The 12,945-nt window shown below is 32.0% G+C and carries 12 protein-coding genes; 8 read left to right on the top strand and 4 right to left on the bottom strand.

Going from position 1 to position 12,945, the window contains the following annotated elements; translation table 11 throughout:
• Positions 1-139: 139 nt before the first annotated feature.
• Both pckA and ACFQ1O_RS06650 read right to left on the bottom strand, forming a co-directional pair.
• Positions 140-1,735 carry a phosphoenolpyruvate carboxykinase (ATP) gene (pckA, locus tag ACFQ1O_RS06645; protein WP_377714616.1) on the bottom strand — a complete coding sequence of 532 codons (1,596 nt, stop codon included), beginning with the start codon at positions 1,733-1,735 and terminating at the stop codon, positions 140-142.
• A 75-nt stretch (positions 1,736-1,810) separates the two neighbouring features.
• A complete protein-coding gene (locus ACFQ1O_RS06650; RefSeq protein ID WP_377714618.1) occupies positions 1,811-2,200 on the bottom strand; it encodes a DUF423 domain-containing protein in 390 nt (129 codons plus the stop codon).
• Between the two features lie 77 nt (positions 2,201-2,277).
• Here ACFQ1O_RS06650 and ACFQ1O_RS06655 point away from each other — a divergent pair, with 77 nt between their 5' ends.
• Positions 2,278-3,642, top strand: coding sequence for a saccharopine dehydrogenase family protein (locus ACFQ1O_RS06655; RefSeq protein WP_377714620.1), 1,365 nt, complete (start codon positions 2,278-2,280; stop codon positions 3,640-3,642).
• A gap of 47 nt (positions 3,643-3,689) precedes the next feature.
• On the opposite strand, the gene ACFQ1O_RS06660 is transcribed toward ACFQ1O_RS06655, so the two are convergent.
• Positions 3,690-4,022 carry a single-stranded DNA-binding protein gene (locus ACFQ1O_RS06660; RefSeq protein WP_377714622.1) on the bottom strand — a complete coding sequence of 111 codons (333 nt, stop codon included), beginning with the start codon at positions 4,020-4,022 and terminating at the stop codon, positions 3,690-3,692.
• A gap of 254 nt (positions 4,023-4,276) precedes the next feature.
• On the opposite strand from ACFQ1O_RS06660, the gene ACFQ1O_RS06665 reads away from it, so the two are divergent.
• From ACFQ1O_RS06665 to ACFQ1O_RS06695, 7 genes are all read left to right on the top strand, one after another.
• On the top strand, positions 4,277-4,834 hold the full coding sequence (locus ACFQ1O_RS06665) for a hypothetical protein (protein WP_377714624.1): 558 nt from the start codon (positions 4,277-4,279) through the stop codon (positions 4,832-4,834).
• Between the two features lie 149 nt (positions 4,835-4,983).
• Positions 4,984-5,715, top strand: coding sequence for a tetratricopeptide repeat protein (locus tag ACFQ1O_RS06670; protein ID WP_377714626.1), 732 nt, complete (start codon positions 4,984-4,986; stop codon positions 5,713-5,715).
• A 227-nt stretch (positions 5,716-5,942) separates the two neighbouring features.
• Entirely contained in the window at positions 5,943-6,554 is a 612-nt protein-coding gene (locus tag ACFQ1O_RS06675) for an ankyrin repeat domain-containing protein (protein ID WP_377714628.1), read from the top strand.
• 77 nt (positions 6,555-6,631) lie between these two features.
• Positions 6,632-6,982, top strand: a complete 351-nt coding sequence (locus ACFQ1O_RS06680; RefSeq protein WP_377714630.1) for a hypothetical protein — start codon at positions 6,632-6,634, stop codon at positions 6,980-6,982.
• 1 nt (position 6,983) lies between these two features.
• The gene (locus tag ACFQ1O_RS06685) at positions 6,984-7,661 is read left to right on the top strand and encodes a hypothetical protein (protein ID WP_377714632.1); all 678 of its coding nucleotides are present in this window, start codon (positions 6,984-6,986) and stop codon (positions 7,659-7,661) included.
• Positions 7,654-9,975, top strand: a complete 2,322-nt coding sequence (locus tag ACFQ1O_RS06690) for a M20/M25/M40 family metallo-hydrolase (RefSeq protein ID WP_377714634.1) — start codon at positions 7,654-7,656, stop codon at positions 9,973-9,975. The genes ACFQ1O_RS06685 and ACFQ1O_RS06690 overlap by 8 nt, the downstream gene beginning before the upstream one ends.
• Before the next feature lie 101 nt (positions 9,976-10,076).
• The gene (locus tag ACFQ1O_RS06695; RefSeq protein ID WP_377714637.1) at positions 10,077-10,784 is read left to right on the top strand and encodes a tetratricopeptide repeat protein; all 708 of its coding nucleotides are present in this window, start codon (positions 10,077-10,079) and stop codon (positions 10,782-10,784) included.
• Positions 10,785-10,843: 59 nt separating this feature from the next.
• Here ACFQ1O_RS06695 and ACFQ1O_RS06700 read toward each other — a convergent pair whose 3' ends face one another.
• The gene (locus ACFQ1O_RS06700; RefSeq protein ID WP_377714639.1) at positions 10,844-12,931 is read right to left on the bottom strand and encodes a M13 family metallopeptidase; all 2,088 of its coding nucleotides are present in this window, start codon (positions 12,929-12,931) and stop codon (positions 10,844-10,846) included.
• Positions 12,932-12,945 lie beyond the last annotated feature (14 nt).

The raw sequence follows: 12,945 nt of genomic DNA on the forward strand, positions 1-12,945 counted from the left end.
AACCTTATACAAAAGCTCTCATTGTTAATGAGAGTTTTTTTTTATTAGATAATTAAATCACATATCAACCAGACTTACCAACAACAAAAATCCCGAAGCTTTCACTTCGGGATTTTAAATATATTATTCTGAAAGTTAATTATACAATTGGACCTCCATTCATAATTTCTTCATTTGCATACTCTTCAAACTGAGCAAAGTTCTTCTTGAAAGAAGCAGCTAATTCATTTGCTTTTGCATCATATGCATTAGCATCTGCCCAAGTTTCTTTTGGGTTTAGCACCTCATCTGGAACATTTTCACATGTAGTTGGCATAGATAAACCAAATACAGGGTGAGTTATAAACTCTACATTATCTAATCTTCCCTCTAAAGCCTCAGTAATCATAGCTCTAGTATACTTAAGCTTCATTCTATTTCCAGTTCCATAAGGACCACCTGTCCAACCAGTATTCACTAACCAAACATTCACCCCTGCTTCTTGCATTTTAGCCGATAACATTTCAGCATATTTAGTTGGATGTAAAGGCATAAATGGCGCTCCGAAACAAGCTGAAAAACTTGGCAATGGCTCATTAATTCCAGCTTCTGTACCAGCAACTTTAGCAGTATAACCCGAAATGAAGTGATAAGCAGCTTGACCTGGTGTTAATTTAGAAATTGGAGGCAACACTCCAAAAGCATCTGCTGTTAAAAAGAAGATATTTTTAGGGTTTTTACCAATAGAAGGTGTTTGTATATTATCTATGTGATAAATTGGATAACTAACACGTGTATTTTGTGTTATTGAAGTATCTTCAAAATCTACCTCACCTTTATCATTCATTACTATATTCTCTAAAATAGCACCTCGCTTAATAGCGTTGTATATTTCAGGCTCTTTTTCCGCAGACAAGTCAATTACTTTTGCGTAACAACCCCCTTCAAAATTAAAGACAGTATTTTCGTTTGTCCAACCGTGTTCATCATCACCAATTAACTTACGTTCTGGATCACAAGACAAAGTTGTTTTTCCAGTACCAGACAATCCAAAGAAAATTGCAGTTTCTCCATTCTTACCTACATTAGCAGAACAGTGCATAGGCAATGTGTTCTTATAAACTGGTAAAATAAAGTTTAAAGCAGAAAAGATTCCTTTCTTGATTTCTCCAGTATAACCAGTTCCTCCTATTAAAGCAACCTTTTTACCAAAGTTTAATATAGCAAAATTATGCTGACGTGTACCATCTACAGCAGCATCTGCCATAAAACCAGGAGCATTGATTATTGTCCACTCTGGATCAAAACCTTCTAACTCTTCTGCTGTTGGTCTTAAAAACATGTTATAAGCAAACATGTTAGACCAAGGATATTCGTTTACTACACGTATGTTTAACTTATAGTTCTCGTCTGCACAAGCATAGCTATCTCTAACATACACTTCTTTTTCAGACAAGTAAGCAACTACTTTATCATATAATTTATCAAATTTATCAGCTTCAAAAGGGATGTTTATATCTCCCCACCAAACCTTATCTTCAGTTGCAGCATCTTTTACAATAAATCTATCCATTGGAGACCTACCTGTAAACTCACCTGTTTTAATTGCCAAAGCACCAGATGCAGCTTCTACTCCCTGTTCATTTTTGATGGTTACATCATGTAATTCATCAGAAGATAAATTGTAATGAACTTTAGCATTCTTGATTCCATATTGTTCTAATGAAATCATCATTTTCGTATCATTATCAGCCATAATAATAGTGTTGCGTTGTGTTTGTTTTATATTGTTATAAAGGGCAAAAGTATAAATTATTTTACAAACCCTCCCTTAACTCTTCTTTAACTTTAAAAAAAATCTCAACAAATACAACCAAGTTACTATCAATACCATACCTCCTATAGGTGTTATAAAACCTATGGAAGAAAAATCTATTCCAGTAATTTTCTGAGTACTTAATAAATAAATTGACCCCGAAAACAACAACACACCTATGCATGTTAAATTATACAAAACCTTTTTACTTTTTATAGAAAGCATATTATACCCTCCTAAAAAAAGGAGCAAAAAAACATGGTACATCTGGTATCTCACTCCAGTCTCGAATGCTTGCAAACTCTCTACACTTAATAATGCTTTAAGCTTGTGTGCGCCAAAAGCTCCCAGTACTATTGCTACAACTGCCATTATTGCCGCAGTACTTAAAATCCTTTTATTCATTTTAATTTGTTTTAAATATAACTATTTGGTATTTTTGAGTTATAAAATTAACTCTAAACCAAATCCCCAAGACAAAAATGAGAAAAATTTTAGTTATAGGAGCGGGTAGATCGGCTTCTAATTTAATTACCTATTTAATTGATAAATCAGAAAAAGAAAATCTTCATATAACTATAGGAGACTTATCTTTAGAAAACGCCAACGAACATATTAAAGGTCATAAAAACGCAACAGCTATTGTTCTTGATATTTTTAATGAATCTGACCGTAAAGCTGCCGTTAAAAATGCCGATATTGTTATTTCGATGTTACCTGCTAGATTCCATGTAGAAGTTGCTAAAGACTGTATTACTTATGGCAAGCATATGGTAACTGCATCGTATATAAGTAGCGAAATGAAAGCTTTAGATGCTCAAGCCAAAGAAAAAGGTTTGGTGTTTATGAATGAAATTGGTTTAGACCCTGGTATAGATCATATGAGCGCTATGCAAGTTATAGATCGAATTCATGATGAAGGAGGTAAAATGCTTTTATTTGAATCTTTTTGTGGTGGATTGGTTGCCCCAGAAAGCGACAATAATTTATGGAACTATAAATTTACATGGAACCCAAGAAATGTGGTCTTAGCAGGACAAGGAGGTGCTGCTACTTTTATACAAGAAGGACAGTACAAATACATTCCTTATCACAAGTTATTTAGAAGAACAGAGTTTTTAGCTGTTGAAGGATATGGGAAATTTGAAGCATATGCCAACAGAGATTCTTTAAGTTATAGAAGTGTTTATGGTTTAAAAGATATTCCAACATTATACAGAGGAACCATAAGAAGGGTAGGATACTCTAGAGCATGGAATTATTTTGTAATGTTAGGTTTAACAGACGACTCTTATCAACTAGAGGGGTCTGAAAACATGAGCTACAGAGATTTTATCAATTCATTTTTACCATATAGCCCAACAGATTCTGTTGAACTAAAATTCCGTCATTATTTAAAAATAGATCAAGACGATGTTATTTGGGATAAGTTTTTAGAACTAGATCTTTTTAATGCTAATAAAAAGGTAGGACTAAAAGACGCTTCTCCTGCTCAAATTTTACAAAAAATATTAATGGACAGCTGGACCTTACAGCCAGAAGACAAAGATATGATTGTAATGTACCATAAGTTTGGTTACGAATTAAACGGAAAGAAAAAACAAATAGATTCTAAAATGGTAATACTTGGTGATGACCAAACTTTTACAGCTATGTCTAAAACAGTTGGCTTACCAGTTGCTATGGCTACACTTCAAATATTAAACGGTAAAATAACCACTCCTGGAGTGCAATTACCAATAAAGAAAGAAGTATACAACCCTATTTTAAAAGAGCTTGAAGATTATGGAGTTATTTTTAAAGAAACCGAAGTGCAATATTTAGGATACAATCCTGACAAATTATAATAAATTTAAAAAGCCAGCTAGAAAGCTGGCTTTTTAATTCTAAAGCATTATTTACTAATCATCAAAACTTCATTAGCTACTACCTCTGTAATGTACCTTTTCTCGCCGTCTTTTGTCTCGTAAGATCTATTGGTTAATTTACCTTCTATAGCTAACTCTTGTCCTTTATTTACATACTGCTCTATAATTTGAGCCGTTTTTCCCCAAGCAACTACATTGTGCCATTCTGTTTGTTGTATTTTTTCTCCTTTAGCATTTTTGTAATAATCGTTCGTAGCTAACGAAAACTTAGCTAGTTTTCTCCCTCCATCTAAATCAATAATTTCTGGCTGTGTTCCTAAATTCCCAATCAACTGTACTTTGTTTCTAAGCGTGTTCATAATATTGTATTTTAATGTTAAACAGTTAAGACATGTCCCGAATTCGTTTCGGGATCACACCAAATTAAACACCTGCATAAGCTAATGTATACTAGCACTAAGCATTTATCTAACTCGACACTACAAAGGTATTGTGAGCCAGAACTGTTTACCGACAATTACCTACTTACTGTCGAATGTAAATACTTGTAGTCGTTTGTACACGATTATTTTGTATATTGTGTTTATTAATATGTTGTGCGTAATTTGAGAAAATGAGTAATCTAACAGATGAAATAAAAGATATTGAATTCAAAACAGGGCAGAATTTTCATTTTGACCTTGATAGAGAGTTTGAACTTATTTCTTCAAATTTAAGTTCAAAGGAACAGGAATTTCTCAAAGCGGATTTTCAATTCTTTTTGGACAAAGGAAAATTTCTCGTAATAAACACTTTTGGTGGCGGAATTCTATTTTTAAAAGTACCTGAACTCATAGAAAAGATAAAGGTTGAATATCGAACTGACAAAAAAGACTTTAAAGCCTCTGTGATTTTTGAATCGGATATGAGAAAAGCCGAAAACATTAAATACAAACCAGAAATTGGGAAAATAGAATCAACTAACTGGAACACTAAAACAATATTTCCTAATTTTTATCAATATGAAAACAAAATCCAAAAAGCTCTATTGATTGTAATTGGAAAGATTGTAAAAAGAATTTGTGAATATGGAAGGACAAACTTCGCCTATATGAAAATAGAAAATGAGTTCGAAATCGAATTATTGATTAATGGACTAATCGAATCTAAACTCAAAGTTGAACTGAATTAAAAACTACGCACAACAATGGCTATAAGTAATTGCTTGTTCTCGCCTACTTCTGAAAATCCTCGCGGATTTTCATTTCGGTGTGTACTTGCAAAATTGAGTGCTAACCCACACAACTACTCATAGCCGAGACCGTTAGCTACAACCTAAAAATGAAAAACATAACGCAAATATTAATTTTCACATTACTATTGACAAGTTGTTCTGTCAAGTGGGCTAATAATATTGCAGACAAAGGACATCGAGAGGAATGTATAAATAATTATGAGAAAGCTATGAAAATTTACAATAGCGGAATCAGATGGAATAAAAATTCAGCCGAATTATATTGGAGAAGAGGTAATCTTCATGCTCGAAATGAAAATCATAATCTAGCAATAATTGATTTGACAAAATCAATTGAAATCGATTCAGTATTTAATACTGGATATGCATATTGGGATAGAGCAATATCAAAAGAAAATTTAGGAGACCTTGAAGGTGCATTATCAGATTTTGACAATGCTATTTTAATAAACCCTAATAAATCAAACTTCTATTTTTTCAGAGGAACACTTAAATATAAGCTAGCTGATTATAATGGCTCACATGCAGACTTTAATAACGCAATCAAGATATGGGATAATTATTATCTCGCCAGAAGTTGGAGAAGTACTTTGAGAGTTGAACTCAAAGATTATAATGGTGCTATGGAGGATTACAAATATCTCAGGTTTTCAAAAAAAGACGAAAACAATCCAAATAAAGCATGGGAATACCGCTATAGAGGGATTGCAAAATATAATACTGGAGACAAAATTGGAGCATGTAAAGACTGGACTGTTGCTTCTAAACACGGAGACTCAATATCTATTAACAGAATAAAAAAACATTGCATAAAATAAAAGGCAGTAGCTAACAACACCTATAAATAATACGGATTTGAGGCTTAAATAAAAAGGAGTTGTATATTTTTAAAATCACCAAATCTTTTGATTTGGTCTTTAATAACAAAAAAGTAAAAACAAAACACAACGCTTTGGCTGAATGCAAACTTGAAAACATAGTGCTTTCTATTGCCCTAAATGCCATATACTAAACGCTGTACTGCATTAAAACCTATTAAAAGTCTATGAGTTTATTCAAAAGTTTGTTTTCATCAAATAAATCTGAAAAGGATTTTGGAATTGAGCTTTTTCGAGCACTTTATGAACCGAACAAACAAAAAGTGATTGAAATAATTGAAAAAGAAAAAATTGGAATAAACGAATACTTGATTTCATCTAACTCGAGCTCAATTCTCATTAATGCTGTGAACTGCTCACCTGAATTTCAAGACTCGAATGAACAAATAGAATTAATTGATTATTTAATTGACCAAAAAGCCGACGTTAATTGGAAAAACAATAATGGATTTAATTCTTTACATATCGCTCTTGCTTATCATAGTCTCTCAAAAATATCTTTATTGTTATTAAGAAAAGGTAATCCAGATGTAAATATTGTTGAGGATAAACACGGGAATAGCCCCATATTTACTGCAATTCGTGAATATGGACTGACTTGGCGAGAAGAACAAAAAGAAGTCAACCAATTACGATTTGAAATTATCAATGAACTCTTGAATCGTGGAGCTAAATTGGATAAAATAAACAATCACGGAATTTCAGCTAGAAAATGGATTGAAAGGGTTTCTAAAAAAGATAAATTACATAATCTGATAAATGAATTTGACAAAAAATAAAAGCCTACAGACAACAATGCTAAACCGAAAATAACGCATATTAACCCGTAACTAACTGTTATACAAACAAATAGATTATGCAACAAAGCTGTTTAGAATGCAATGAGTCCTTTAAAGGACGGGCCGACAAAAAATTCTGTTCTGATGGTTGCCGAAACACCTATAACAACAGAATAAATAAAGACGCCAAAAACCTAATACGCAACGTAAACAATCGCTTGCGTAAAAATTGGCGCATATTAGAAGAGTTAAACCCTAAAGACAAAACCAAAACGTCTAGAGTCAAACTCACAGAAAAGGGGTTCGACTTTAATTATTTCACTTCTATTTACACTACAAAAGCTGGCACTGTATATTATTTTGTGTACGACCAAGGATACCTGCCATTAGAAAACGATTATTACGCTCTAGTTAAAAGAAATAGTTAACATGTCTGATACTTTAATATTTATATTATTTGCAGGAGGAATTGGCTTCTTCATATTTATTTCATTTTATTTTGGAGAACGCTCTGTTATATTAAGAAAGCTTAAAAAAATAGAAGTCAAACCTATTAACCGAATTAGAGAAAATGAAATAGCAAAGGTTATTGGAAAAATATCTGTCGATAATGAATTTCTAATTGCACCTATTTCTAAACGAAAATGTGTATCGTATAAAGTTCATGTTGAAAGAAAAGTTAAAAGCGGAAAACACAGCAGATGGTCCACAATTATTGATGATAAAAAATCAATAGATTTTATTATTGAATCTCGATCTGAAAAAGCTTTAATTGAAATGAAAAATATAAGAAGCTATTTTAACGAAGACGAAAAACAAGAATCTGGTTTTTTAAACGATGCTAATCCTGAATTAGAAGATTATTTAAATCAATATGGAGAGAAAAGCGTTGGCTTTTTAGGCTTCAATAAAACTATACGATATAGTGAGGGAATTCTTGAACCAAACGAATCAATTGCTATTTTAGGAACTGCAAACTGGAAAGATCCAAAAGATTATAATATTAAAGATTCATATTCTAAAATATTAGTTTTATCAGGAAACCAAAAAGACAAATTAATTATTACCGACGATTCTAAAGCAACTAAACCAAAAAGACATGCTTAAAAAACTAATTTCCTTAATCATTATTGCCATTAGTGCTTATTTAGCTATTACACTCCAACTACCTAGCGGAGATTATATAGAAACACCAGATAACACTCAGTTTTCTAATAAAAAAGCTTACGAACATGTAAAAGTTTTAGGAAGCACTCAGCATTATTCAGGATCTCAACATCATAAAAGTGCTAAAGAATATGTAATTAATCAACTTAAAGAACTTGGTTTAGAAGTTACTACTCAAGAAGGTAACAGCTATAGCGACTGGGGTAATTTTACTAAAGCTAAAAACATTATAACCAGAATAAAAGGAACAGAAAACAGCAAAGCTTTGGTGTTAATGACTCATTACGATTCTGCACCTCATTCTGCTTATGGAGCTAGTGATGCTGGATCTGGAGTTGCAACCATTTTAGAAGGAATTAGAGCTTTTTTAGCTAACAAAACACCTCATAAAAACGACATTATTATTCTCATTACTGATGCAGAGGAATTAGGACTAAACGGAGCTAAACTTTTTGTAGAAAACCATCCTTGGGTTAATGAAATTGGATTGATTTTAAACTTTGAAGCTAGAGGAAGTGGAGGACCTTCTTACACATTAGTAGAAGCCAATGAAGGAAACGCTAATTTAATGAGCGAATACATTAAGGCCAACCCCAACTTCCCTGTAGCTAATTCGTTAGCTTATAGCATTTACAAAAAAATGCCCAATGACACCGATTTAACAGTATTTAGAAAAGGGGCTAATATTCAAGGATTTAATTTTGCTTTTATAGACGACCATTACGATTACCATACCGCATTAGACACTCCAGAGCGATTAGATAACAATACTCTATCTCATCAAGCAAGTTACCTAATGCCTTTACTAAACCATTTTAGCAACCTTAACCTTTCTAATTTAAACGCTACAGAAAACTTAGTTTATTTTAACTCTCCTATAGGAATGCATAGTTACTCTTATGACTATATTATTCCTTTAACTGGGATAGCTGTTTTCTTGTTTATAGTTATTCTTATATTCGGAAAAAGACATAAAAAACTTAATATTAAAGAAATAGGAAAAGGGTTTATTGTTTTTATATCTGCATTAGTTATTAATTGTATTATTGGCTTCTTTGGATGGAAAGCAATACTAACTATATACCCTCATTACAATGAAATATTGCAAGGCTTTCCTTATAATGCTCATTGGTATATTGTATTTTTTGCCACATTAGCATTAGCTATTAGTTTTTTAATTTACAAAAAAGTCTATCAAGCCGTAAATACCAAAGAATTAATGGTTGCTCCTATTTTCTTTTGGCTATTGATTAATATATATATTGCTCTTGAATTAAAAGGCGCCAATTTTTTCATTATTCCAATCTTTTTTGTTTTAGCCTTATTATTCTTTTTAATACGCAAAGAAAAGCCTAATTTACTTGCAGTAACTATTTTATGCTTGCCGGCCATTTATATTTTCACTCCTTTTATAGAACAATTCCCTATTGCTCTAGGAATGAAACTATCTGTAGCTGCAAGCGCTTTAACAACTCTATTGTTTGGTTTGTTATTACCTGTTTTTGGTTTTATAAGAAGGAAAAAGTTATTGGGTTATACCTTACTAATAACTTCCTTAATTATATTTATAGTTGCACATAGCAAAAGTGATTTTACAAGTTTGCAGCCTAAGCCTAATAGTTTGGTTTTATATACAGATGAAGATACGCACAAGAGCTACTGGCTTACTTATGATTCTATTTTAGATAATTGGAATCAAGGCTATTTTCAAAATCTGACTAATGATTCTATATCTATTAACTTTAATAGCAAATACAACACCAAATTTACACAAATAGCCGACTCTAAACATATACACATACCAGCTGGAGAAGCTTCTGTTATGTTTGATACTATTGTTGACAACAAAAGAAACATTAAACTTTGTTTAATACCAAACAGAGAAATCAACACTATTCATATAAATTCAAACACAAAACCCGATTTCGATTCTTTTTCTATCAATGGAACAACTATTAAAACTAAAGGTAGTAACTCTAGGTTTTTAAAAGACAATGAGTCTAAAATGGCTGTTTATTATGTTGTAGATAAACAAGCTTTAGAAATTGATTTCACCATCGATAAAAACAAAAAACCACATATAGAACTTTTAGAAATATCATACGATTTATTAGACCATAAAGAATTAAATGTAGCTAAAAGAGAAGACAACATGATACCAAAACCCTTTGTTATTAACGACGCTATTATTTCGAAACAAACAATCAATTTTAACATTAAGAAACAAGATTCTACTCTTATTCATAAAAATTAATCCTGATACCATTTTTGCTTGTACATACAAAAAGCTAAGGTTATAACTTTTTTCATACTTTAGCAAGATCTAATTATTAAGAACATTAAAAAATATTATATATGAAGGTATTATTAACTACTATTCTAGCTCTAAATTTAAGCTTATCATTTGCTCAAAAAAAGAAAAAAAACAATAATCATAATGCTTTAAAGAGTCATTATGAAGCTTATTACAAACAAATGAAATCTTACGGAGATTTAAATGGTGCTATTGAAGGTTTAAACCATTTAATGATTATAGAGCCTACTCAGTCTAGAAAAGATACTTTAGCCTATTTATATTTACAAGCCAACAAAGCTTTACAAGCTATAAAAGTAGTTGGAGAATCAAAATCTGATTTAGCTTTACGTACCAAAGCTCTAGCTTTTAAAAATTTAAACAACCCAAAACAAGCTATTGAAAATTACGAAACCTTAATTAGTAAAAACAAAAGTGTATTAGATGCTTACGAGTTGGCTCAATTACAATATGGAATTCAACGTTACGGAGAAGCTAAAGCTACTATTAATTTTGGTTTACAGAATGCTAAAGACGAAAAAGTAAAGATTTTCGTTAAAGGAGCTAGTTATTTAGAAACTTCAGTAAAAGCTGCTTTTCTTAATGTTTTAGGCTTGATAGAATATAGTATGGATAAAGCCAATGTAGATAAAGCCATTGCTATTTTTGATGAAGCTCTAAAAATAGATCCAAAATTTGTTTTAGCCTTAGAAAACAAAAAAGGCTTGTTAGCTCAGAAAAATGGAGTTCCTGTTGAAAAGAAAAAATAAAAATTTTATCTCATAAAAAAGGCAGCCAAATGGCTGCCTTTTTTATGATTACTTTATTATTACCAGATTTTAACTCTATCCTCTGGTTTAATATACATAGCGTCTCCTTCTTTTATATTAAACGCTTTATAAAATGCATCAACATTTAATAATGGTTGAGTAGCTCTTACCATTCCTGGAGAATGAGGATCTGTTTTAATTTGGTTTTTTAATGCCTCATCTCTATACTTAGATCTCCATACAGTTGCCCAAGACATAAAGAAACGTTGCTCTGGAGTAAACCCATCAATATTTTCTGGACGACCTTCTTGCTCAAAATACATTTGCAATCCGTCGTAAGCTGCGTTAACTCCTCCTAAATCTCCAATATTTTCACCTAATGTAAATTCACCGTTAATATTAGTTTCTGGCAACACTTCTATTGCACTATATTGATCTGCTAAAGCTTGTCCTAAAGCTTCAAACTGCTTTAAATCTTCATCTGTCCACCAGTTATTTAAATTCCCATCCTTATCAAAACGAGCTCCAGAATCGTCAAAACTATGCGAAATCTCATGACCAATAACTGCTCCAATTCCACCATAATTTACAGCTTCATCTGCTGTGTAGTTATAAAAAGGTGGTTGTAAAATAGCTGCTGGAAAAACAATTTCGTTATATGAAGGGTTGAAATATGCATTTACTACTTGCGGAGCCATATACCACTCCGATTTATCAACTGGTTTTCCTAGCTTCTCTATATTTTGATTGAATCCCCATTTAATTGCAGCCATTCTATTATCATAATAGCTGTTTCCTTCTTTAACTTCTAACTCAGAGTAGTCTTTCCATTTATCTGGGTAAGCTACTTTTACTGTAGTAGCTTCTAATTTTTCAATAGCTTTTTGCTTAGTTTCTTTACTCATCCATGGCAATACACTAATTCTATTTCCGAATGCTTTTAACACATTAGAAATCATTTTCTGCGCTTTCTCTTTTGCTTCTGGCGGAAACTTTTCTGAAACATACAATTGGCCTAATGCTTCTCCTAAAGATCTATTTACTCTTGCTAAAGCTCTTTCTTCAAGAGGGCGCTGCTCTTTTGCTCCTCTTAATTCCTTAGAATAAAAATCCCAATTAGCTTTTTCTATTTCAGAGCTCAACGAGCTTGCCGCACCATTTAAAGTAGACCAACGTAAATATGCTTTCCAAGCATCTACATCATTTTCTTTTAATATGTTCTCTAAAGATTCTGTATACTTTAATTGACCAACAATTAAGGTGTCAACCTTTTCTAACCCGATACCAGACAAATACTTTTTCCAATCTATACTAGGAACCATTTTAGACAAATCTGCTACAGATCTAGGATTGTAACGCTTTCTAGCATCTCTACGCTCAACTTTGTCTAATCTTGGTGTCGCCAATTTAGTTTCAAAAGCTAAAATTTGTTTTGCTTGTGCAGCTGCTTGCTCTTCTGAATCTCCTAAAAACTGAAGCATTCTTGTAATATGAGCCACATACTTCTCTCTCTTTTCTTTAGAATCGGCGTCATCTTTCACGTAGTAATCTCTATCTGGAAGACCTAAACTTCCTGCTCCAAAATTAACTACATTCTTATTACTATCTTTAGAATCTGCTCCAATATAAACTCCATATAAACCAGCTCCTCCATTAGGTTCCATTTTAGTTATAAAAGCTTGCAAGTCTTCAGCATTTTTTATGGCATCTATCATTGCTAACTCTTTTTGAATTGGAGTAACCCCAGCCTTATTTCTAGCTTCTAAATCCATTATAGATTTATACAATAGAACGGCTTTTCCTTGATCTGAAGATAAATCTAAATTCTCATCGTTCATTGCCTTCTTTAAAATAGACAACATATCATCATCAGTCATTTTTCTAAGCTCATCAAAACTTCCCCAACGAGTCCTATCAGAAGGTATTTCTGTAGCGGCCATCCATTTTCCGTTTACATGATTATAGAAATCATGATTGGGAGCAATAGAAGCATCCATATAATCTAAATTGATACCCGGTACTTTTTCTTCTACCTTTACTGCAACCTCTTGGGCTGTTTCTTCTGTAGCTTTCTTTTCTTGCTTACAACTTACTGCAACTGTTGAAGCTGCTAACGTAAGTAATACAGATTTTTTAATTAAGTTCATTTAGTTGATTTTTT

The organism is Pseudofulvibacter geojedonensis (assembly GCF_042675745.1).
Taxonomy (GTDB): Bacteria; Bacteroidota; Bacteroidia; order Flavobacteriales; family Flavobacteriaceae; genus Pseudofulvibacter; species Pseudofulvibacter geojedonensis.

Coding starts and splice junctions, on each gene's coding strand:
- pckA (WP_377714616.1), bottom strand. CDS start 1,735: ATGGCTGATAATGATACGAAAATGATGATTTCATTAGAACAATATGGA.
- ACFQ1O_RS06650 (WP_377714618.1), bottom strand. CDS start 2,200: ATGAATAAAAGGATTTTAAGTACTGCGGCAATAATGGCAGTTGTAGCA.
- ACFQ1O_RS06655 (WP_377714620.1), top strand. CDS start 2,278: ATGAGAAAAATTTTAGTTATAGGAGCGGGTAGATCGGCTTCTAATTTA.
- ACFQ1O_RS06660 (WP_377714622.1), bottom strand. CDS start 4,022: ATGAACACGCTTAGAAACAAAGTACAGTTGATTGGGAATTTAGGAACA.
- ACFQ1O_RS06665 (WP_377714624.1), top strand. CDS start 4,277: ATGAGTAATCTAACAGATGAAATAAAAGATATTGAATTCAAAACAGGG.
- ACFQ1O_RS06670 (WP_377714626.1), top strand. CDS start 4,984: ATGAAAAACATAACGCAAATATTAATTTTCACATTACTATTGACAAGT.
- ACFQ1O_RS06675 (WP_377714628.1), top strand. CDS start 5,943: ATGAGTTTATTCAAAAGTTTGTTTTCATCAAATAAATCTGAAAAGGAT.
- ACFQ1O_RS06680 (WP_377714630.1), top strand. CDS start 6,632: ATGCAACAAAGCTGTTTAGAATGCAATGAGTCCTTTAAAGGACGGGCC.
- ACFQ1O_RS06685 (WP_377714632.1), top strand. CDS start 6,984: ATGTCTGATACTTTAATATTTATATTATTTGCAGGAGGAATTGGCTTC.
- ACFQ1O_RS06690 (WP_377714634.1), top strand. CDS start 7,654: ATGCTTAAAAAACTAATTTCCTTAATCATTATTGCCATTAGTGCTTAT.
- ACFQ1O_RS06695 (WP_377714637.1), top strand. CDS start 10,077: ATGAAGGTATTATTAACTACTATTCTAGCTCTAAATTTAAGCTTATCA.
- ACFQ1O_RS06700 (WP_377714639.1), bottom strand. CDS start 12,931: ATGAACTTAATTAAAAAATCTGTATTACTTACGTTAGCAGCTTCAACA.